Genomic DNA, 21,208 nt, shown 5'->3' with positions numbered 1-21,208 from the left:
GATTGTCGGGGAGCGTGGGAGAAAGTTGCTTCAAATCCGCCTAGACGCGATCAGGCCCGCCCTTGGGCACGTGCTGGCGGAGCTTCTGGCTGGTCTCCTCGTCCACCTTCACGGGCTCCTGGCCCTCATCCCCACGCAGGGACGGCTTGTTCGCGTCATCCTGCTTCCCTTCAAAGCCACTGTAATAGGACTTGGGCGGTCCAATGCCCAGCTCGCCATTGGCGGCGGCGATGAAGAAGTTGGCGACGTCCTGGGTGGACGGCGGGTTGTAGCCGGCGGCGCGCAGCTCCTCGTCCGGGGCGACGATGAGCGTCGGCTCCTTGTCCGGGTTCTGGGCGTAGTCGAGGACCAGCTCGACGTAGGCCTCCAGCTCCATGTCCAGGGACTTCGCGATGCGCTGGGTGTCTGGGTCCGCGAGCAGCTCGGCGCGGACATTCTCCACGGGGCGCTTCAGGCGGGGTTTCTGTTCGGACATCTCGGGGACTCCCGGAGGACGTAGAAAAAACGACGCTTCCAGCAGGTTAGCGTCCCCTGCAACGGGGGGCCACCTTGGACGCCCGGCCCGGGCCTGGGGCCGAGGTGATTCGCACCGGCCGTCCCCAGCGTTGGCGGTGAACCGTCGTTCGGGGGACCCCAAACCATGGCCAACGTCTGCGACCTCTGCCACCAGCGCCCGGCGACCACCCGAGTCACTCGCGTCATGGGGAACCGGCGAACCACCGAGTCCCTGTGTGACCTCTGCAGCAGCCAGCGCTCGCGCTTCGGGCGCATGGGCCTGGGCACGTCGCTCTTCGACCAGTTCTTCAGTGACTTCGGAGACGAGGACTTCGGGGGGCTGTCGCGCTCACTCCAGCAGCCGGTGGAGCGCTACGACATCACCGAGGCCTTCTCCGATGAGACGCGGCGCGTGCTGGAGGCGGCCTTCGAGGCGGCGCGGAGCGCGGGTGCGGCCTCCATCGACACGGAGCACTTGCTGGTGGCGCTCGCGAAGGACCCGCTGGGACGAGCGGCGCTTAGCCGCATGAAGCTGGACCCGGCCCGCGTCGCCGAGCGCGCCGAGTCCGAGCTGCGCCGTGGGAAGCGCCCCATGGAGCGCCCCGAGCTGTCGCCGCACGCCAAGCGCGCCCTGGAGCTCGCGTACCAGGAGGCCTTCGAGCTGGGGCATTCCTACGTGGGCCCCGAGCACGTGCTGCTGGGGTTGCTCCAGGAAGGGGAAGGCCTGGCGTCGGAGCTTCTGCGCGAGCAAGGCGCCCAGCATGGCAAGGCACGCGCATCCGTCGCGGAGTCGCTGGCGCCTTCCTCCGACGAGGCGCGCCGGTCGCCCACGCCCACGTTGGATGAGTACTGCCGCGACCTGACGAGCCTGGCCTCGGAAGGGAAGCTGGACCCGGTGGTGGGGCGGGCCAACGAAATCGAGACCACGCTCGAAATCCTCTCGCGCCGCACGAAGAACAACCCGGTGCTCATCGGTGAGCCGGGCGTGGGCAAGACGGCCATCGTGGAGGGCATCGCCCAGCGCATCATCTCCGCGGCCGTCCCCGACACGCTGCGCGACAAGCGCGTGCTGCAATTGGATTTGTCCGGCCTGCTCGCGGGCAGCAAGTACCGCGGCGAGTTCGAGGAGCGGTTGAAGAAGGTCATGGACGAGGTGAAGGCGCACAGCGAGGACATCGTCCTCTTCATCGACGAGATTCACACCATCGTCGGCGCGGGCGCGGCGGAGGGCGCCATGGACGCGGGCAACATGCTCAAGCCGTCCCTGGCGCGCGGCGAGCTGCACGTCATCGGCGCGACGACGCTGGACGAGTACCGCAAGCGCATCGAGAAGGACGCCGCGCTCGAACGCCGCTTCCAGCCCGTGGTCGTCCCGGAGCCGACGGCCGAGCAGGCCATCGAGATTCTGCGAGGCCTCAAGGACCGCTACGAATCCCACCACCGCGTGCGCATCGCGGACGAGGCGCTGGTGGCGGCGGTGGAGCTGTCGGACCGCTACGTCACCGGGCGCTTCCTGCCGGACAAGGCCATTGACCTGGTGGACCAGGCGGCGGCCCGGGTGCGCTTGCGGCTCACGCTGCCACCGGAGCGCCTGGTGAACGCCGAGCATGAGGTGGTGAAGGTGAAGCGCTCGCTCGACGAGGCACGCGGCCGGAAGGCGGGGCCGCGCATCCAGGAGCTGGAGTCGAAGCTGAACGCCGCCGAGCGCGAGGTCCAGAGCGCGCAGAAGGAGCGCCGCACGCAGAAGTCCGGTGAGACGCCGGAGGTCCGCGCCGAGGACGTGGCGGAGGTGCTGTCGCGCATGACGGGCATCCCCGTGACGCAGATGACGGAAGACGAGCGCAAGAAGCTGCTGGAGTTGGAGTCGCGGCTGCACGAGCGCGTCATCGGTCAGGAGGAGGCCATCCGCGTGCTGTCGCAGGCCATCCGGCGGGCGAGGGCGGGGCTGAAGGACGAGTCGCGTCCCATCGGCTCCTTCCTCTTCCTGGGCCCCACGGGCGTGGGCAAGACGGAGCTGGCGAAGACGCTGGCGGAGCTGCTCTTCGATGACGAGAAGGCGCTCATCCGCTTCGACATGAGTGAGTACATGGAGAAGCACGCCGTGAGCCGGCTGGTGGGCGCGCCGCCGGGCTACGTTGGCTACGAGGAGGGCGGTCAGCTCACGGAGGCCGTGCGGCGGCGGCCCTACAGCGTGCTCCTCTTCGACGAGGTGGAGAAGGCCCACCCCGACGTGTTCCACATGCTGCTCCAGGTGCTGGATGACGGGCGGCTCACGGACGCGCAGGGCACGGTGGTGAACTTCAAGAACACCGTCATCATCGGCACCAGCAATCTGGGCTCGCACCTCATCCAGGAGTCCACCGGGCGCAAGGAGCCGCAGGAGCGCATGCGGGAGCGCGTCATGGGCGTGCTCAAGGGGCACTTCCCACCCGAGTTCCTCAACCGCATCGACGAGACGGTGGTCTTCGAACCGCTCAACCGCGCGCAGCTGCGCGCCATCGTGGACCTGATGCTGGAGAAGACGCGCCGCCTGCTGCACGGCCAGGGCATCGCGCTGGAGGTGACGCCCGCGGCGCTGGAGGCGCTGGTGGACAAGGGGTGGGATCCGACCTTCGGCGCGCGTCCGCTGCGGCGTGAAATCCAGCGCGCCATCGAGGCGCCGCTCGCGGAGAAGCTCATCTCGGGCGACATCCATGAGAACAGCCGCGTGAGCGCGGATTTCAAGGATGGAAAATTCCGTTTCGACGAGGTGGAGGCCACTGAGACGGAAGGCGAGCAGGCCGAAGAGAGCGCCGTTCACTGAACCGTCACGTGTGGGGTCATCCTGGCCCCCGAACATTCGCCTTGTAGTTGGTACGGACATACCGGAGCCTTGGCGTGATGCAGCCATCTCTTCCGGTCATGGCCTCGCTCTGCCTCCTCCTGCTGGCGGGAGGATGTAAGCGAGAGCCCGATGCCGCGGCGGCGCAGGTTCCCGCGCTGCCCGAGGTTGCCCCCAACGCGCTGCGCCCCGTGGAGGCCTTCGCGGCCATCCCGGACCGGAAGGAGCGCTCTCGCGCGCTCTTCCTGGAGGCCAGTCGCGTCTTCTTCCACCCGCGGTGCGCGAACTGTCACCCGGCGGGGGACAGCCCGCTGCAAGGCGACGACGGCCAGCTTCATGACCCGCCCGTGGTGCGCGGCCCCGAGGACCAGGGCGTGGTGGGCATGGAGTGCACCAGCTGCCACCAGGACAAGAACCAGGACCTGGCCCGCGTGCCTGGTGCGCCGAAGTGGCATGTCGCCCCCATTGAAATGGCGTGGGTGGGGAGGAGCCCTCGCGAGGTGTGCGAGCAGCTCAAGGACATGAAGCGCAACGGCGGCAAGACGCCCGAGCAGATGATTGAACACAACGCCCACGACACGCTGGTGGCCTGGGGATGGAACCCGGGCTCGGGGCGTGAGCCCGCTCCGGGAACGCAGGCGCAGTTCGGCGCCATCGTCGCGGCCTGGGTGGAGACGGGCTCGGAGTGCCCGAGCGAGGAGGCACGGCCGTGACGGTTCGCGTTCGCATCAACGGTGAGGAGAAGGAGCTGGACGTCGACCCGGAGATGCCGCTGCTGTGGGCGGTGCGGGACGTGCTCGGGCTCACTGGCACGAAGTACGGCTGCGGTCAGGCGCTGTGTGGCGCATGCACCGTCCACCTCGACGGCCAGCCAGTCCGCGCGTGCGTGACGCCCATCGGCCGCGCGGAGGGGCACTCGGTGACGACCATCGAAGGGCTGTCGCCCGACGGCAACCACCCGCTGCAGAAGGCCTGGGTGGAGCTGGGCGTGCCGCAGTGTGGCTTCTGCCAGACGGGGCAGATCATGTGCGCGGCGGCGCTGCTGGCGAAGAAGCCACAGCCGTCCGACAAGGAGATTGACCAGTCGCTCGCCGGCAACCTCTGCCGGTGTGGGACGTACACGCGAATCCGCTCGGCCGTGAAGAAGGCCGCGGGCATGTCCGAGGAGTGACGAGGCCGCCATGACGAAGCTGCTCACGTTGATTAGCCGGCGCTCGTTCCTGGAAGGCCTGAACCTGTCCGTGGGAGGGCTCGCCCTGGGCGTCTTCTCTGGCGGCCTGGCCGTGGCGGCCAATGAGGCCTCCACGGCGAAGGGCGCTCCGGGGTTGAACCCGAACGTGTTCGTCCATGTGGCGCCGGACGGAGCGGTCACCATCGTCTGTGCCCGCTCGGAGATGGGGCAGGGCATTCGCAGCTCGCTGCCGGTGCTCGTCGCGGATGAGCTGGGCGCGGACATGGCGCGGGTGACGGTGGCCCAGGCCGACGGCGACAAGGTCTACGGCGACCAGAACACGGACGGCTCCAGCAGCGTGCGGGGCGTGTACGACGACATCCGCCGCATGGGCGCCACCGCTCGGGTGATGCTGGTGGCCGCCGCCGCTCGCCGCTGGAAGGTGAAGCCGGAGGCGTGCGAGGCCCGGGACCACGCGGTGTTCCTCCGCGACGGCACGCGCTCGCTGGGCTTCGGCGAGCTGGTGGCCGCCGCGTCGAAGCTGCCCATCCCGAAGGAGCAGGACGTCAAGCTGCGGCCGAAGAGTGAGCTGCGGAGGGCGGGCCGGCCCATGCCGTTGCTGGATGGCCCTGCCTATGTGACGGGCACCGCGGTGTTTGGCGCCGACATCCGTCTGCCAGGGATGCTCATCGCGGTGGTGGCGCGCCCGCCTGTCGTGGGCGGCAAGGTCGTTCGCTTCGACGCCACCCGCGCGCTCGCGGTGCCCGGGGTGAAGAAGGTCTTCGAGCTGCCCGCGCCGAAGCCGCCCTACACGTTCCAGCTCTGGGGCGGTGTCGCGGTGCTCGCGGAGAACACCTGGGCGGCGATGCGCGGGCGCGAGGCCCTGGACATCACCTGGGAGGACGGGCCGAACGCCTCCTATGACTCGACGACGTACCGGGAGCAGCTGACGGCGTCGATTCGCGAACCCGGAGCGGTGGCGCGCAACGTCGGTGACATCGACGCGGCGCTCGCCTCCGCCGCCCGCGTCGTCCAGGCCGAGTACCACGTCCCCCACCTGTCCCACGTCCCCATGGAGCCTCCCGTGGCCCTGGCGCGGGTGGAGAACGGGACGTGTGAGGTCTGGGCGCCCACGCAGCATCCACAGGCCGCGCGCGGCGTGGCGGCGGCGACGGCGGAGCTCCCGGAGGAGAAGGTCCAGGTCCACGTCACGTTCCTGGGCGGAGGCTTCGGCCGCAAGTCCAAGGCGGACTTCATCGCCGAGGTGGTGTGGCTGGCGAAGGAAGCGGGCGTGCCGGTGCGCGTGCAGTGGACGCGCGAGGACGACGTCCGGCACGACTACTATCACTCCGTCAGCGCGCAGCAGCTCACCGCGGGATTGGATGCGTCCGGCAAGGTCATCGCGTGGCGGCACCGCACGGCGTTCCCGCCCATCGCGTCCACCTTCGGGCAGGCCACGCGGCCCAGCCCGTCGGACCTCCAGCAGGGCGTGCTCGACCTGGCGCTCTCCGTGCCCAACGTCCGGGCGGAGACCTGCGAGGCGCCCCCTCACGTGCGCATCGGCTGGCTCCGCTCCGTCTACAACATCTTCCACGCCTTCTCCGTGAACGCGTTCGTGGACGAGCTGGCGCACCTTCGTGGCGCGGACTCGCGCGACATGCTCCTGGAGGTGCTGGGGCCGCCGCGGCAGGCGTCGCTCCAGGAGCTGGGCATCACCGCGCTGCGGAACTACGGCGCCTCCGTGGAGGACCACCCCGTGGACGCGGGGCGCTTGCGCGGTGTCATCGAGCGCGTGACGGCGATGTCTGGCTGGGACGCGCGCAAGGCGAAGGGCCGGGCGCTGGGGCTCGCCGCGCACCGCAGCTTCCTCAGCTACGTGGCCGTGGTGGCCTCGGTGGTCAAGGATGACCAGGGGCGCCTCCGCGTCGACGAGGCGTGGGTGTCGGTGGATGCCGGGACGATTCTCAACCCGGAGCGCGTGCGCTCACAGATGGAGGGCTCCGTCATCTTCGGCATGAGCATCGCGCTGCACGGCGCCGTCACCATGAAGGGCGGGGTGCCGGAGCAGTCGAACTTCCACGACCTCAAGCTGGTGCGCATCGGAGAGGCGCCGCGGAAGATTCACGTCGACATCGTCCCCAGCGAGCTGCCGTCCGGCGGCATTGGCGAGCCCGGCGTGCCTCCGGTGGCGCCCGCCATCATCAACGCCATCTTCGCGCTCACGGGCACGCGCATCCGTGAGCTGCCGGTGTCCCGCACGCTGGCCGTCTGAGTGTCACGTCCGGTGCCTGGGGAGCTCCAGGCACCGGGACGGCGCGCCTTCGCGCGGGTGGGTCATCCAGACCCCTGTCATTGGAACAACAACCCGCCAATCCATTGGCAGGTGTGATGACAGGTGGGCGGAGCGCCTGTATCCAGGGGGCATGACGCAGAGCACGCCAGAAGGTGTGGACGCGCGCGGCTTCCGGGATGCCATGGCCCAGTGGGCCACCGGCGTGGCCGTGGTCGCGATACGAGACGCCGAAGGCCTGCGGGCGACGACGGTGAGCTCCTTCAGTTCGCTGTCGCTGGAGCCGCCGCTGGTGGTGGTGGCGCTGACAGAGGCGTCCCGCACGTTGAAGCGGGTGGAGGCCTCCGGCGTCTTCACGCTCAGCATCCTGTCCGCCGCACAACGTTCCATCTCCGTGCGGTGCGCGAAGGGTGAGCTCGACGCGCAGCTATTCGACGCCGACGCCTTCGTGCGGGACAGCCTGGTGGGGCTGTCATGCCAGGTCCATGGCCTGCACCGTCACGGTGACCACACGCTGATTGTCGGCCGCGTCACACGTCTCCATGCGGGACGTCCGCAGGAGCCCCTTCTTTATTGGGAGCGGGGCTATCGAACCGTGACCTCTCTGCCGCCGTCTGATAGCGGTGGCGCCTGACTTCTCTCACCGAAAGGAAACGACCATGCCGTTCACGCTGCCTGAACTGCCTTACAAGAAGGACGCGCTCCAGCCGCACATGAGCGCGGAGACGCTCGAGTTCCACCACGACAAGCACCACGCCGCCTACGTGACGAACCTGAACAAGCTCCTGGACGGCAAGCCGGAGGCGAACAAGTCGCTGGAGGAGGTCATCCTCAACAGCGAGGGCGGTGTGTTCAACAACGCCGCGCAGGTGTGGAACCACACCTTCTTCTGGCAGTGCATGAAGCCCGCTGGCGGCGGCAAGCCGACGGGTGAGCTCGCGGCGGCCATCGACCGTGACTTCGGCTCCTTCGAGAAGTTCAAGGAGGAGTTCTCCACCGCCGCGGCCACGCAGTTCGGCTCGGGCTGGGCGTGGCTGGTGCTGGAGGGCGGCAAGCTCAAGGTCACCAAGACGGGCAACGCCGACCTGCCGATGAAGCACGGCCAGAAGGCCCTGCTGACCATCGACGTGTGGGAGCACGCCTATTACATCGACTTCCGGAACGCGCGTCCCAAGTTCATCGAGACGTTCCTGACGCACCTGGTGAACTGGGACTTCGTGGCCCAGAACCTCAAGGGCTAGGCCGCACCGCACGCCCACGCACGGCGTCCATCGCTGGCCTGGGCGGCCTCGGAGGTCATTCGAGGCCGCTCAACGCAATCCGCCCCTCCGCTCCCACGCGGAGCACCACCTGGGGCGGAGCGCTGGTGGCCTGGGCCGCCAGCCACCGCGCCAGGGGCGCGACCACCTGTTGCTCCACGACGCGCTTGAGCGGCCTGGCCCCATAGCGTGCGTCGAAGCCGGCGCGCGCCAGGTGCTTCACCACGTCCTCGTCGAAGGCCACCTTCACGCCCCGGCGGCTGAGCCCCTCGCGAGAGAGGGCCGCCTCCAGCGCGCGCCGGGCGAGTGCTTCGATGACGTCCTCCGTGAGCGCGCGGTAGGGCACCACCCGGTCCAACCGGTTCAGCAGCTCGGGCCGGAAGAAGGCCGCCGCGGCCCCCAGGTAATGCGCCGCCCGCTCCTGGACGCCGCGCTCCCCGAAGCCCAGCGAGCGCCCCGCGCTGTCCGCACCCAGGTTGCTGGTGAGCAGCACCACGGTGTTGCGGAAGCTGACGGTGCGGCCGGTGGCGTCCGTGAGCCGGCCTTCGCCCAGCACCTGCAACAGCAGGTCATGGACGCCCGCGTCCGCCTTTTCGACTTCGTCCAGCAGCACCACGCCGAAGGGCTGCTCGCGGACGCGCCGCGCCAGGCTGCCTTGTTGGCCTCCCGCTTCTCCCGCCAGCCGGGTGGCGCTGCCGGGCGCGGCGTACTCCGCCATGTCGAAGCGCGCCAGCCGGGCCACGTCGCCAAACAGGTACTCCGCCAGCGCCAGCGCCGACTCCGTCTTGCCCACGCCCGTGGGGCCCAGCAGCAGGAAGGCGCCCAGCGGACGCGAGGGGTCCGCCAGGCCCGTCTTCAGCGTGACGACCAGGTTGCGCAGGAGGAGGGTGGCCTCGTCCTGGCCCACCACGCGCTCGCGGAGGCGGCGGAGCAGGGCGTCCGGGTCCAACCGGATGGCGGAGTCCACCAGCTCGAGCGGGTAGCCGGTCCGAGTGCAGAAGGCGCGCGTCACCGAGGCGGCATTCACGTCTCCGGCCGCGCCGGGCTCCGTGCTGGCGGCGCGCAGCAGGGACACCGCGCCTCCGGGCAAAGGGCCCGAGCCGAAGCGCTCCGTGAGCTCGCCAGCGCGGTCCAGCGCATCGGGCGTGAAGCGCACCTTGCGCGCGCGGCCCACCCGATGCGAGGCCTGCAGAAGCGCGGCGCGCGCGGCCTGGGCCGAAAGGGGCGCCACGGCGATGTGCCGGAGCGATTGCAGGAACGCGGCGTGGGTCCGCTCCGCGCGGGCCACGTCCTCTGGGGTCGCCTCCAGGACGAGTGAAACTTCGCCACTCTCCAACGCGGGCAGGAGCTGACGCGCCACATCCAGCCCCGTGTCCCCGCCACCCAGGGAGAGCAGCTCCGACAGGCTGTCGAGGTGCAGCACGGCCCGGCGGACACGCAGGGCCTCCACCATGTGCTTCACGCGCTCCTGCCACTGCCCCAGGTAGCGCATGCCCGCCATGATGCGGCCCCCGGAGGAGCTGAAGACCTCCAGCCCGTGGAGCGGCGAACCCGGGGTGGCCGCCTCCGCGCGTTGCACCAGCTCATGGACCAGGGCCGTCTTGCCCACGGACGACGGGCCCACCAGGAGCACGCTGGCGCGGGTGCGCGAGGTGACGGCCTCCGCGAGCCGGGACACCTCCAGATCCCGCTCCCAGGCGCGCTCCAGCAAGCCCGCGCGCGCTTCTTCATTGAGGCACCGGCTGGCTTCCGCGAGCCCGGGTGGTGGCGCCTGGCGCCGCTGCGGCTTCGCGGCATCGACGGCGCGGGCACGCGGCGTGTCCCGGAAGCGGACCGGCACCGACAGCGTCTCCACCTGTTCCTCGCCCACGTAGGCCAGCGCGTGCAGCCGGTCGAGCGGCGCGAGGTAGAGCTCGTGGCGGACCAGCTCCTCGACGAAGGGCTCCAGGTCCGCCGCGTCATACAGCGTGCCCTTGACGTCCACGCGGGGCACCCACACCCGCAGGGACTGGCGCGCCGATGCCCCCTTGCGTGCGGTGCGGGCCTTCACCCCGTGCGTGAGCACGGTGAGGCGCAGCGGGACGGACAGCATCTTCCCGTGTTCGAGCGCGCGCACCGTCAGCGTCGTCTTCCGCTGGCGCAAGTCGCTCCAGTGCGTCTCCTCGTCCCAGAGCTCGCCTCGCTTGAGGAGCCGCCCCACCACCGCCGCGATGTCGAGCCTCGCGGCGTGCAGCGTCGGCGCGAAGGCCGCCAGGTGCGGGTGGGTGAGGACGTGGGCCGCCACGCCCAGCCCGGGATAGGTGCGCACGAAGAGGTGGACGTTCTTTTCCATGTCAGTCGTGTCCCTGGCCAGGTTCCCGGAGCACCCTCGCGGCCCAGGCGAGCGCCTCGCCGGGGCGGCGTCCGCTCGCGACGTGCGTAAGCTCGGTCGAGTCGTGGGGCCGTCCGGTCGTGACACCCTCGCGGCCACGCAGGATGACGTGGCTGGCCACGGCCACTGACGCGGCGCCGCTCCCGCGGGCTTCGCGTTCGCGGATGACGGCCTCATCCCATGCCGCCATCACGCGCGGCACGTCCTCCAGACGCCCCACGTCTTCGGACAGGTGCTCCATACGGACCAGGACCTGGCGCGGCCCATCTCCGTGGACGAGGTCCACCAGCGCATAACCTCGAAGGGGCGCCAGCACCTCGCGCAGGCCGATGGCCGACATCCGCACGGCGACACGCCGCAGCGCCAGGTCCTCGGACCGCTCGTCTCCATGGCGGAACCACTCGGAGCGCCCATCGGCGTGGACGGCTTCCAGGTACATCGCCGTCTCCCCAAGGGCACAAGGGAGGGAGTGCGCCACGGTCCACACCGCGGAGGGTGGTGCGTCGCCGAGCCCCTCCACCAACACCGTCACGACGTCCGTCCCCCGCGCCAGGTGCGTGAGCTGGTGTTCGACCCAGGCGGTCTCGTCGCGAAGGGCCAGCACCCGGGGCTGTGCGCGGCGGAGCTGTTCTTCGTTCGAGACGTGCAGCGGGCGCTCCTCGTAGGCAGGGCGCTGCCGCAGGCCCAGGTGGCCCACGTGATTCGAGTGCGAAGTCAGACGCTGCTTCACGGTGGACTCAGGCGACTGCGCGTCCTGGAACTCGCGCGGGACCAGCTCGTAGTCGCGGATGTCCGTGGCCTCAAGTGCCAGCCGGTGCAGCCGCTCCGCCAGCTCCCCCGCCTCGGGCACCTCCTCCGTCATCAACGCCTCCAGCCGCGAGCCGGTCTCCTCGAGCAGGCGGGAGACCTCCGCCAGTGCCCAGGCAGAGTCTGGTCGCTCGGGTGTCCACGCGGGCGCGTTGACCAGCAGCTCCACCGACACACGCAGGTCGTCGCCATCCCGCAGCAGCTCCACGCGCGCCAGGTCGTCCGCGCTCCGCCGCACCAGGTGGTGGGCCAGGGGCAACGTGAGGCGCTTCTCCAGGGCGCGCTTGAGGGGGCGGGCGCCGTAGCGCGGGTCGTAGGCCTCCTCCACCAGCAGGTCCAGCAGGCGCGGCTCGACCTCCACCAGCACGTTGCCCTGCCGGATGCCATGACGCGACAGCAGGGCTTCGAGCGCGTGGTCCACCACCACGCGCAGCGCGGCGGGCGTGAGTGGACGGAAGGGCACCACCCGGTCCAGCCGGTTGAAGAACTCCGGGCGGAACCAGGCGCGCACGGCGGAGAGATAGTGCGCCTCCGCGCTGTCCGCGGTGCGGTGGAAGCCGGTGTGGGTGGCGGCCTCGCGCACGCCGAGGTTGCTCGTGAGCACGACGACGGACTGCCGGGCATCCACCGTGCGTCCCGCGCCGTCCGTCAGCCGGCCCTCACCGAGGAACTGGAGGAGGGCGTCGAACACGCGGGGATGGGCCTTCTCCACCTCGTCGAACAGCACCACGCAGAAGGGCTGGGTGCGCAGCGCGGTGGTCAGCTCGCCGTCGGGCGCGCCGGGCCGCCCGAGCAGCCGGGTGATGCTGGAGGACGTGACGAACTCCGACATGTCGAAACGGATGAGTCGCTGCTCCCCGCCGAAGAGCGTCCGCGCGAGCGCCTTCGCCGTCTCCGTCTTGCCCACGCCCGTGGGGCCCACGAAGAGGTAGGTGGCCAGCGGCTTGTCGGACGGCTGGAGCGCGGACTGCAACGTGAGGATGGCGTCCACCACGGCGTCCACGGCCTCGGGCTGGCCCGCCACCTGCCGCTGCAGCTCCCACGTCAGCGCCTCGCGCTTCTTCGGCTGGGCGCTGCCCAGGATGAAGTCCGGAAGTCCCGTCTGCTCCCGCATCGCGTCGATGACATCCCCCGACGAGAAGCGCCGGGTGCCCGAGGCGCTGACGCCTTGTCGGGCCATGACCCGGCGGAGCAGGCGGACGGCCTTGCCCGGGAACGCCTCGTGCGACACGAAGCGCTCCTGCAAGGAGAGCAGGGTCTCCAGCGCCAGCGGCGAGAGCCGGACCGCGCTGTCCGTGCTGTCCGCCTCCAGTTCGCGCACGGTGCCAAGAAGCGCGGGCAGCGTGGCGCGCGCATCCAGCGCGGGGACGTGGATGACGCGGAAGAGCGAGGCGAGCGTCGGAGCTTCTTCCCGCACGCGCTCGAAGCGCTCGGGTGTGGACTCGGCGAGCACCGTGAGCTCGCCCCGGGCCATGTGGGGCTCCAGGAACTGCGCGACGTTGGTGCGCTCATTGCGCGTGCGGCCCGCGTAGACGAGCGAGGCCAGGTCGTCCACGTAGAGCAGGTCGCCGACCTCCGTCAGCTCCTTCACCACTCCTCGCGCGCGGGCCTCCCACTGGCCAACGTACATCATGCCGGCGATGAACTGGTTGCCGTCCACGCGCCACACGTCGCGGCGCACGCCCGCGGCGTCCTGCCGGGCGGTGAGCCGGCTCACCACTTCGTGAATCAGGGCCGTCTTGCCCGCGCCAGGTGGCCCCACCAGCACCAGCGCGGAGCCCTCGCGCCCTTCGAGCGCCTCCACGAGCTCGCGCACCAGGGCCTCCCGGCCGAAGCAGCGCTCCAGCGTGCCGTCCCGGGCACCGTGGCTCAGGTTGCGCGCCACGGCCCGGAGCTCCACCAAGGTGAGGCGGCGTCGGTTGCGGCGTTGCTCCCGCTGCTCGGGCGTCTCGGGCGCGGTGTCATCCTTCGCCGGGTGCTTCGTCCGGCGTCGTCGCGCGGGCTGGGCCGGTCGCGGCGGCGTGCGGGGGAGCACGGAGGGCGCATAGGCATCCACCTCCAGGAGCTCCAGCTGCTCCCGGCCCTGGGCCCAGTGCGCGTCCAGGGCGTCCAGGTTGTGCTCCAGGCACCACGCCACCAGCCGCCGCGCGAGCGCTTGGGGCAGGTCCGCGGGCTGGTTCAGCGCGAAGCGCGCGGCGGGGAGCCGGGTGGGGGTGACGACCCAGAAGGTGTCACGGGGCCACTTCTCCAGCAGCACGGACATGGTGCCCTGGAGGACGACGCGCCGGTTCTTCTCCCGGTCCCTGCCTTCCGCATCGACGGTGACGTGCTTCAGGGCGAAGTGGGGCGGGAGCTGGTACTGCGCCACCTGGGAGGGCGACTCGCGCTCGAAGCGCTCCATGACGCCGAGCGCGAGCTCGTCTCGCAGCATGGAGAGGCTGGGCCCCACCTTGTGCAGCGCCGGGAAGAAGGCGGGCACCCAGGCCTCGACGAGCCGGCCGCTGAGCGGGGCCACCACGAAGGGAAGCTTCAGGTCCATGTCGTCAGTCCTCGTCCCGGCTATTGAAGACGTGCCACTGCATCCAGGGGTTCAGCAGGGGCTCCAAATCAACTCCCTCCGGACCGAAGCGCTGCTGCACCCCGGTGCGCAGGTCGGTCAGCGCCCCCTGGCCGGAGCCGCTGCCCGACAGGCGCACCTGACGGACCGCGTTCTTCGGCAGTCGCTTCTGCAGCGCCTCCTGGGAGGAGAGGTCGAACAGCGAGAGGGCCCGCGGCTCGAAGAACGCATGCACCATCGAAATCTGACTGCCTTCGATGAAGCGATGCAGACCGTGCTCGCCCGCGAGCAGCAGGGCGTGGGGGCCGCCCTTGACTTGCAGCGCATAGGCGACCGGCTGCACGACGCGCTTGTCGAAGTCATCATCGTCGACCTTCCGCCATTGGGGCGGCGGAGGGGCGCGAGTCGCCTTCTCGCCGGGCTTGCGTTCGGGGACGGTGAGCAGGCCTCGCCACTTCGCCAGGGAGGCCTTCTGGGCCCACCCCTCATAGGCCGCGGCGAGCATGCGCGCCTGTCTCCACGCGCCGCGTCCTGGCACCAGGAGGAGGGTCGCGCCATGGGACGGGGGAAAGAGCGAGGCGTAGATGCGCTGCCGGAGGCGCGCGAAGGCCGCCTTCACCTGGTGCACCTCGCGGCCCAGGGACTCCACCTGCTCCACGGCCCGGGACAGGTGGGCCTCGAAGAGCAGGTCCTCGATGGTCTCCGCCTGCTGGGCGCACGCCCGAAGCGCCTGTTCCAGCGCTCGCGCCTCCGACGACTTGCGTGAGTTCTCTTCGGCCAGGGCCCGCTCCTCCCAGTACGCGGTGTGCCGGGAGACCTTGTCGAAGACGGCCAGGACTCGGCGCAGGGAGTTCATGGGCGCGCAGCGGCTCCAGCGCTGGACCTCCGCGCGCACGGTGGCGGCTTCCTCGAGGATCCGCTCGATGGCCTCCCGTCCCCCGCCCTCGGCGGCGGCGTCCAGGGGCTCGGCGCGCAATTCGAGCCCCGTGGCTCCCGCGTCCACCGTGAGGCTCGCCGGCCCCATGCGGGGATGCGCCGCGAGCCAGTCCGCCACGGGGACCACCAGCTCGCGCTCCAGCGCGCGCTTCAAGGGGCGGGCGCCATACCGCGCGTCGAAGCCGCGCAGGGCCAGCCAGTCCTGGGCGGCGGGGGTGACCTCCAGCAGGGCATCGTGGAGCGACAGGCCTGGACGGCGGCACACGGCCTCGAGCTCGCGGACCACCAGCCGGCGCAGCAGCGGAGCGGACAGCGGCGAGAAGACGACCACGTCGTCCAGGCGGTTGAACATCTCCGGCCGGAAGAAGCGCTGCGCCTCGGAGACGTAGTGCGCGCGCAGGGAGGTCAGGTCAGGAGCGCCGCCCGCCGCATCGAAGCCCACGCGGGCGCGCAGGGTGTCCGCGCCCAGGTTGCTGGTGAGGATGATGAGGGCGTTGCGGAAGTCCGTGAAGCGCCCGGAGGCATCGGTGAGGCGGCCTTCGCCCAGGACGCCCAGCAGCGCATCGTGAACGGCGGGGTGGGCCTTCTCCACCTCGTCCAGCAGCACCACGCAGAAGGGCTGCCGGCGCACCTCCGAGGTGAGGTAGCCCGGCGTCTCTCCGTCCCCCATCAACCGCAGCAGGGCGTCCGGACCGGCGTACTCACCCATGTCCAGGCGGACCATGCGCTCCTTCGCACCGAAGAGCAGCTCCGCCAGCGCCTTGGACAGCTCCGTCTTGCCCACGCCCGTGGGGCCCACGAAGAGCAGCACCCCCAGCGGGCGCCGCGTGTCGGACATGCCGGCCTTGAGGACGGAGACCACCGAGGCCGCGCGCTCCACGGCGGCGTCCTGGCCCATCACCCGCGAGGCCAGGAAGTCGCGCACGTGGGCGGACTCCAGCGGCTGGTCGTCCCGGAGCAGGTGCTCGGGGATGCCGGACTCCGAGGCGAACTGGCGAATGGCCTCCAGCCGGGTGACGGCGATGCGCGACGCCTGGGCACACGACGCCAGCAGCCGGCGGACGAAGGCCACGGTGTTGCCCACCTGGGCGCCGTAGGGCAGGAAGCGGCGGCACAGGAAGCGCGCCTCGTCGAGCGCGTCGGGGTGCACCTGCATCGTGGTGGCCGCCGCGTCGTCCTCCGCCACCCTGGCGATGATGCGGCCAAGCGCGTCGGCCGTGGGCTCCGCGACTCGCACCACCGAGAAGAGCCGGGCGAAGCTGGTGTTGCGCTGCTCCACCTGGGCCCAGGTCTCCTCCGTGGCCTCCGCCACGACGGCGACATCACGCGCCGCCAGGAGCGGGAGCAGCAGCTGGGCCACGTTCTGGTCGCTGTGGGCGCTCTTGCCCGCGTCGAGGAGCTCCGCGGCATGGCCCAGGGACAGCAGGGCCCGGGCCTCGGTGGCCTCACGGAAGGCGCGCAGCACCTGCTGCTGCCAGTCTCCGAAGAAGCCCTCGCCCGCGATGAGCCGGCTCCCGTCGAGGAAGTAGAACGGGCGGGCGCGCTCGGCGTCGGTGGCGGTGGGCGCGCGCAGCGACTGGGCGAGCGCGTGGAGCACCGACGTCTTGCCCACGCCCGAAGGCCCCACCAGGACCACGGGTTCGGCGTCCTTGGCCGCGAGCCGGGTCCGGAGCAGGGCGACCAGCGCATCCTGCTCGTAGGCCGCGTCGAGCTGCCCTTCCTGCGCCAGCCGGTGCCAGGCCACGCCGACGCTGTCCAGGGTGGGCGTGGGCGGCGGCTTCGCGGATGGCTCACCCGGGGCCCGATGCGCGGTGTGGCGACGTGGCTCCCAGCTGTCCAGGTCCAGCGCCTCCGCGTCTTCGTCCTCGTCGTCCTCTCGCGCGTCGCCCTCCGGGTCGGCGGGCGCGTCCGGGGGGCGCGGCGGTGGACGGAGGTCCCGGTGCAGCTCGCGAGGCGTGAGGTCCGACAGGGCCACGGGGCTGGCCCGCACTTCGATTTCCAGCAGGGACTCCGCGCCATCCGGGCGCAGGGCGAGGCGCTCCGCGTCGGACATTCCCTCCAAGCGGTCCCCCAACAGCTCCTGGGCTTCAGGGGGAAGGGCCTCTCCCTGGAACCAGTGGTGGCTGTCGAGGCGTGGCGCGTGGAGGCCCAGGAAGGCATTGAGCGTGGGGGCCACCACGGCGGACAGCGTCAGCGGCGCGAAGTGATTCTCCTCGGCGCCCCAGACGGGAATCGCGGGCAGCTCCACCGTTTGAAGCGTCCCCCCGGTGGGGGTGATGAACTCCGGCACGCGGCGCGGGTGGACGCGGGAGAGCTGGTCGTCCAGCGCGAGCGTCAGCTCCTCGGTGGCGGCTTCCAGCGAGTCCGCGTGCACCGCGAGCCGGCGCAGCGCCAGCGGCGTGAGCGTCACCCGGCCGCTGACGTGCCGCTGCAACCAGCATTGAAAACGGAAGTTCATGGGTGAGGGCTCGGGTGGAAACAGTGCCGTGCGTGACGGCATGAGCCCTCGGGAGCTGACCGGACCCGCTCACGACGCGGGTCCGGGCTGACAGTCCGTCGGAGTTGTCAGGGGTTGAAGCGCCAGGGCACCGTCGCGGCGGGGTGGAAGCAGTGCACCTCCGCCGTCGTGCTCGAAGGCAGCTCCTGGACGATGCCCGCGCCATAGCCGCGCTGCTGGCACCAGGCGCTGAACTCCAGCCGGGCCGCGGCGGAGGTCAGGTTGCCCGCCGTGGCGGCGGGCCCCAGCTGCTCCCGGGGGACGTTCTGGATGAGGCCCGAGTTGAAGCAGGCCACCCAGGGCCGCGTGGTGAGCTCGAAGAACTGGCCCGACGTCCAGCCCCGGTCGCTGCACCAACGCCTGGAGGCCGCGCTGCACGCCGTGGACTGCGCGGCCCGGTCATCCGCGCAGCCGTCGTGCTTGCGCGCGAGCTCCTCGAAGGTGACGGCCAGGCCCTGGTGCTGGATGGGGCCGCACGCCACGTTCACCGTGGTGGCATCCGCGCTGGCGGGCACGCCCATGAGGGAGATGGGCGGACGGTTGCCGACGAGCTGCTGAATCGTCTCCAGGATGTTCCGGCTGTTGTCGAGCGCGTGGCTGGCCCCACGCTGGGCGCAGACGCGGTGCATGGACACGGTGCACGCCGTGGAGCCCAGGGCGCTCTGGCTGTCGCAGTCCGGGTGCTGCTGGCTCATGCCGAACTGTCCCTCCGTGGGGTCTCCCTGGATGGCGGCCTCCTTGCAATCGGCGCCGTGCGAGGACATGCAGACGGTCCGGTTCGAGCGCGCGTTGCTGAACAGCCGGACCTCGTCGATGGCGCCTCGGAAGGAGCCCTCGCCGTTGGCGGGGCAGGTCTGCGTGTCCAGCGCGACGCCCGCGCCCACGGACAGCGTGCCGGTGCCCAGTCGCAAGGTGCCCGCGGCGACGGGGAGCGCGCGCTCGGTGGACACGCCGTTGATGTATTCGTGGAAGGCGCCCGTGACGCCGTCCCACGTATAGGCCAGGTGCGTCCAGACGCCGCGAGGGAGCGCGGGGCTGCGGCCCAGGCGCACGCGCTGGCCGTTGATGACGAACGAGGCCTGGACGGTGTGGTCGGACTCGTAGATGAGGTCCAGCCCGCCGGGCTTCTGCAGGAGGTAGCGGTAGGGATTGCCGGTGCAGCCCTGGTTGATGGCCGCGTCGGGGCGCACGGCGAGCTGCACCGAGAAGCCGCGCACGAAGCCGCCCACGCCGGGAAGGGCGCCGCTCGTGTCCGTGAGGTTCACCGTGAGCGCGCCGCCCCCCGGGAGCACCAGCGCTTTGCCCTTGCCGTGGGGCTCCCAGAGTGAACCGGAGGGCGGCTGGGTCGTCGCGTTGTCGGGGGAGATGCGCGCGGTGTCGGTGAGGGTGCCCGTGAAGAAGCGGCCCGACAGGTCCGGCGTCCTCGTCAGGTCGTATTCGCCTCCCCGGGTGATCAGCTCATTCATGGGCAGGAACAGCACCTGGAAGGGACTGCTCAAGTCGCCGACGTCGACCTCGTTGTAGTCCTGGGTGTTGCTGCCGAAGAGGGGAAAGACGTCGTGCGTCTTGGTTGCGGGCAGGTAGTGGTCCTCGTTGCTGGAGCCCACGGGGAAGTTCTGCGCCGGGTGGCGCTCCTGCTCCAGGTTCCACATGGGGCTGGAGTAGAAGAGGTGCGCCAGGTCACTGCGGTCCGTGTTGATGGCGCCGTCGATGTGGTACGCGGTGAAGTGCGTGTCCGCGCCAATCAGGCTGACGGCTTCGCGTCGCGCGCCGTCCGTGTAGCGCACCGCCGTGAAGAGGACGTTGCGGCCCTCGTGGTCCACCCACGCGTAGGCGCCGCGGATGAGCGTGCTCGCGGTGGTGGTGGTGCCGAAGGCCTCACCGGTGGCGGCCTTCAGCGGCTGCCACGCCAGGGGGTAGCGCTTGAGGCCCGGGTTCGGGTCATTGAACAGCATCGACAGCGGGCGCGGGTCGCTCCAACCCGAGGCCGCGCACGGCGTCGGGTTGTACGAATACATGAGGTAGTCGATGGTGCCGTTGTTCTGCGGGCCGCCCTGGTAGATGAAGAGCCGGCCGTCGGACGTCATCGACGGCTCGATGCCTCGGATGCTCGCGCCGCTGACGGTGGTGAGCGGCTCCAGGTTGCCGGTGGTGAACGACGCGATGTCCGCCTGCGCCGTGAAGGGCTGCGAGACGCGCACGTCGATGGGCCGCCGCCGGAAGACGTTGGCCCCGTTGTACATCCGCGAATCGAAGACGAACGGCGTGTACACGGCCACGCCGCCGGACAGCGTGTACGGCGCCGCCGGGTTGGGGAAACAGAAGGTCAGGGCATTCTCTCCATTGCGGACGAAGGTGCTGCGTCCCGGGGAGAAGGTGTTCGCGAACTGGGGCTTGCCCTCGCTGTCATAGGTGAGCGCTTCGGGGCGGAACACCCGCGCCTGCCAGGTCGTCTGTTCATTGGCATGGTCCTCCCGCACGTTGCCAATGAAGATGCGCCCGTCCACGGTGGAGGCATGGCCATTGGCGCCGTAGACGTGGGTGATGCGCGTGTTCACCAGCGACGGCCGCGCCGCCGCCGTGGCCTCGGTGGCGGACAGCAGGGGGAGTGTCAGCAGCGGCGCCGCGAGCAGCGCGAGCGCGGGGCGAGTTCGAGGGGGCATGGGGCTCCTGGGGGAAAGGAGAGGGGAGTTCCTGGTATTCTAGTATTTATTGGAGTCCCTGGAGATTTCGGCCGGTCGCGTTGACAGCGCCGCGGGCACCACGGCATCGTGTGGAGACTGATGACGCGCTCGACCCACCAGACGTGTTGCTGCTGTCCGGCATCCGCGGTGGGCGTCCGTCCGCCAGTGGCCTGAGTGCCCTGGCTGAGTTGTTTCGGAAAGCCCACTGCCCGCGAGGGAGTGGGCTTTTGACTTTCTCGCGTGGCCCCTTGCTTCACCCCGAGGTCCCGCATGGAACGTCACGCGCTGTTGCGTGCCAGGAACTGGATGCCGTTGGCCCTGCTGCTGTCGGTGGCGGGCTGTTCGCGCTCCGCTGGTGACGCGCCATCCGACGGGACGGTGACGTTGCTCAACGTCTCCTATGACCCCACGCGGGAGCTCTACGAGGACCTCAACGCCGCCTTCGCGAAGCACTGGGCGGCCACGCGTGGCCAGCAGGTGTCCATCCAGCAGTCACATGGGGGCTCCGGCAAGCAGGCCCGGTCCGTCATCGAAGGGCTGCGGGCGGACGTGGTGACGCTGGCGCTCGCGCACGACGTGGACATGCTGCACGAGAAGGCGCGGCTGCTTCCGGCGGACTGGCAGGCGCGGCTGCCGCACAACAGCGCGCCGTACACGTCCACCATCGTCTTCGTGGTGCGCCAGGGCAATCCCAAGGCCATCCGCGACTGGGACGACCTGGTGCGCGAGGACGTCACCGTCATCACGCCGAACCCGAAGACGTCGGGCGGCGCGCGGTGGAACTACCTGGCCGCGTGGGGACAGGCGCTGATGCGCGAGGGCGGCAGCGAGGCCCGGGCCCAGGCGTACATGGAGAAGCTGTTCCGCAACGTGCCGGTGCTCGACTCGGGCGCGAGGGGCGCCACCACCACCTTCGCCGAGCGGGGCCTGGGGGACGTGCTCCTCGCGTGGGAGAACGAGGCCTTCCTCCTCACGCATGAGCTGGGGCAGGCGCGGTTCGAGGTCGTCATGCCCTCGGTGAGCATCCTCGCCGAGCCGCCCGTCGCCGTGGTGGACCACAACGTGGACCGCAGGGGCACCCGGGCCGTGGCGGAGGCGTACCTGGCGTTCCTCTCTTCGGACGAGGGCCAGGAGATCGCCGCGCGGCACCACTTCCGGCCGCGCTCGGAGGCCGTGGCCGCGAAGCATGCGTCTGACTTCCCCGGCCTGAAGCGCCTCACGCTGGCGGAGGTCACGGGGGACTGGCGGCGGGCGCACGCGACGCACTTCGCCGACGACGGCCTCTTCGACCGTATCTACGCGCCCCGCGCGGACTGAGGA

The 21,208-nt window shown here is 70.7% G+C and carries 12 protein-coding genes; 7 read left to right on the top strand and 5 right to left on the bottom strand.

Annotation, left to right across the window (positions count from 1 at the left end):
* Window positions 1-40: 40 nt before the first annotated feature.
* Complete coding sequence (locus tag G4D87_RS00695; RefSeq protein ID WP_163777246.1) at window positions 41-475, bottom strand: hypothetical protein; 435 nt, start codon at window positions 473-475, stop codon at window positions 41-43.
* A gap of 165 nt (window positions 476-640) precedes the next feature.
* Here G4D87_RS00695 and G4D87_RS00690 point away from each other — a divergent pair, with 165 nt between their 5' ends.
* The 6 genes from G4D87_RS00690 to G4D87_RS00665 all read left to right on the top strand — a co-directional run bounded on the left by G4D87_RS00690 (window position 641) and on the right by G4D87_RS00665 (window position 8,018).
* On the top strand, window positions 641-3,298 hold the full coding sequence (locus G4D87_RS00690) for an AAA family ATPase (RefSeq protein WP_163777244.1): 2,658 nt from the start codon (window positions 641-643) through the stop codon (window positions 3,296-3,298).
* A 98-nt stretch (window positions 3,299-3,396) separates the two neighbouring features.
* Window positions 3,397-4,029: an Isoquinoline 1-oxidoreductase subunit gene (locus tag G4D87_RS00685; protein ID WP_240357900.1), complete on the top strand. Its 633-nt coding sequence runs from the start codon at window positions 3,397-3,399 to the stop codon at window positions 4,027-4,029.
* A complete protein-coding gene (locus G4D87_RS00680; RefSeq protein WP_163777240.1) occupies window positions 4,026-4,487 on the top strand; it encodes a (2Fe-2S)-binding protein in 462 nt (153 codons plus the stop codon). The genes G4D87_RS00685 and G4D87_RS00680 overlap by 4 nt, the downstream gene beginning before the upstream one ends.
* Window positions 4,488-4,497: 10 nt before the next feature.
* Window positions 4,498-6,759, top strand: a complete 2,262-nt coding sequence (locus G4D87_RS00675) for a xanthine dehydrogenase family protein molybdopterin-binding subunit (protein WP_163777238.1) — start codon at window positions 4,498-4,500, stop codon at window positions 6,757-6,759.
* A 151-nt stretch (window positions 6,760-6,910) separates the two neighbouring features.
* On the top strand, window positions 6,911-7,411 hold the full coding sequence (locus G4D87_RS00670) for a flavin reductase family protein (RefSeq protein WP_163777236.1): 501 nt from the start codon (window positions 6,911-6,913) through the stop codon (window positions 7,409-7,411).
* Window positions 7,412-7,436: 25 nt separating this feature from the next.
* Window positions 7,437-8,018: a superoxide dismutase gene (locus G4D87_RS00665; protein ID WP_163777234.1), complete on the top strand. Its 582-nt coding sequence runs from the start codon at window positions 7,437-7,439 to the stop codon at window positions 8,016-8,018.
* A 55-nt stretch (window positions 8,019-8,073) separates the two neighbouring features.
* On the opposite strand, the gene G4D87_RS00660 is transcribed toward G4D87_RS00665, so the two are convergent.
* The 4 genes from G4D87_RS00660 to G4D87_RS00645 form a co-directional block, all read right to left on the bottom strand.
* The gene (locus tag G4D87_RS00660; RefSeq protein ID WP_163777232.1) at window positions 8,074-10,368 is read right to left on the bottom strand and encodes an AAA family ATPase; all 2,295 of its coding nucleotides are present in this window, start codon (window positions 10,366-10,368) and stop codon (window positions 8,074-8,076) included.
* A gap of 1 nt (window position 10,369) precedes the next feature.
* On the bottom strand, window positions 10,370-13,753 hold the full coding sequence (locus G4D87_RS00655; protein WP_163777230.1) for an AAA family ATPase: 3,384 nt from the start codon (window positions 13,751-13,753) through the stop codon (window positions 10,370-10,372).
* Between the two features lie 4 nt (window positions 13,754-13,757).
* Complete coding sequence (locus G4D87_RS00650) at window positions 13,758-17,165, bottom strand: AAA family ATPase (RefSeq protein ID WP_240357899.1); 3,408 nt, start codon at window positions 17,163-17,165, stop codon at window positions 13,758-13,760.
* Window positions 17,166-17,272: 107 nt separating this feature from the next.
* Complete coding sequence (locus tag G4D87_RS00645; RefSeq protein WP_163777226.1) at window positions 17,273-19,867, bottom strand: LamG-like jellyroll fold domain-containing protein; 2,595 nt, start codon at window positions 19,865-19,867, stop codon at window positions 17,273-17,275.
* Window positions 19,868-20,194: 327 nt separating this feature from the next.
* On the opposite strand from G4D87_RS00645, the gene G4D87_RS00640 reads away from it, so the two are divergent.
* A complete protein-coding gene (locus G4D87_RS00640; RefSeq protein ID WP_163777272.1) occupies window positions 20,195-21,205 on the top strand; it encodes a sulfate ABC transporter substrate-binding protein in 1,011 nt (336 codons plus the stop codon).
* Window positions 21,206-21,208: the final 3 nt, after the last annotated feature.

Origin of the sequence: Myxococcus vastator (assembly GCF_010894475.1) — a bacterium.
In the GTDB taxonomy this organism is placed as follows: Bacteria; Myxococcota; Myxococcia; order Myxococcales; family Myxococcaceae; genus Myxococcus; species Myxococcus vastator.
This window is presented reverse-complemented; position numbering and strand designations above follow the sequence as displayed.

Excerpts from the sequence above, each read along its gene's own strand:
- G4D87_RS00695 (WP_163777246.1), bottom strand. The coding sequence starts at position 475 with ATGTCCGAACAGAAACCCCGCCTGAAGCGCCCCGTGGAGAATGTCCGC.
- G4D87_RS00690 (WP_163777244.1), top strand. The coding sequence starts at position 641 with ATGGCCAACGTCTGCGACCTCTGCCACCAGCGCCCGGCGACCACCCGA.
- G4D87_RS00685 (WP_240357900.1), top strand. The coding sequence starts at position 3,397 with ATGGCCTCGCTCTGCCTCCTCCTGCTGGCGGGAGGATGTAAGCGAGAG.
- G4D87_RS00675 (WP_163777238.1), top strand. The coding sequence starts at position 4,498 with ATGACGAAGCTGCTCACGTTGATTAGCCGGCGCTCGTTCCTGGAAGGC.
- G4D87_RS00670 (WP_163777236.1), top strand. The coding sequence starts at position 6,911 with ATGACGCAGAGCACGCCAGAAGGTGTGGACGCGCGCGGCTTCCGGGAT.
- G4D87_RS00665 (WP_163777234.1), top strand. The coding sequence starts at position 7,437 with ATGCCGTTCACGCTGCCTGAACTGCCTTACAAGAAGGACGCGCTCCAG.
- G4D87_RS00660 (WP_163777232.1), bottom strand. The coding sequence starts at position 10,368 with ATGGAAAAGAACGTCCACCTCTTCGTGCGCACCTATCCCGGGCTGGGC.
- G4D87_RS00655 (WP_163777230.1), bottom strand. The coding sequence starts at position 13,753 with ATGGACCTGAAGCTTCCCTTCGTGGTGGCCCCGCTCAGCGGCCGGCTC.
- G4D87_RS00650 (WP_240357899.1), bottom strand. The coding sequence starts at position 17,165 with ATGAACTTCCGTTTTCAATGCTGGTTGCAGCGGCACGTCAGCGGCCGG.
- G4D87_RS00645 (WP_163777226.1), bottom strand. The coding sequence starts at position 19,867 with ATGCCCCCTCGAACTCGCCCCGCGCTCGCGCTGCTCGCGGCGCCGCTG.
- G4D87_RS00640 (WP_163777272.1), top strand. The coding sequence starts at position 20,195 with ATGCCGTTGGCCCTGCTGCTGTCGGTGGCGGGCTGTTCGCGCTCCGCT.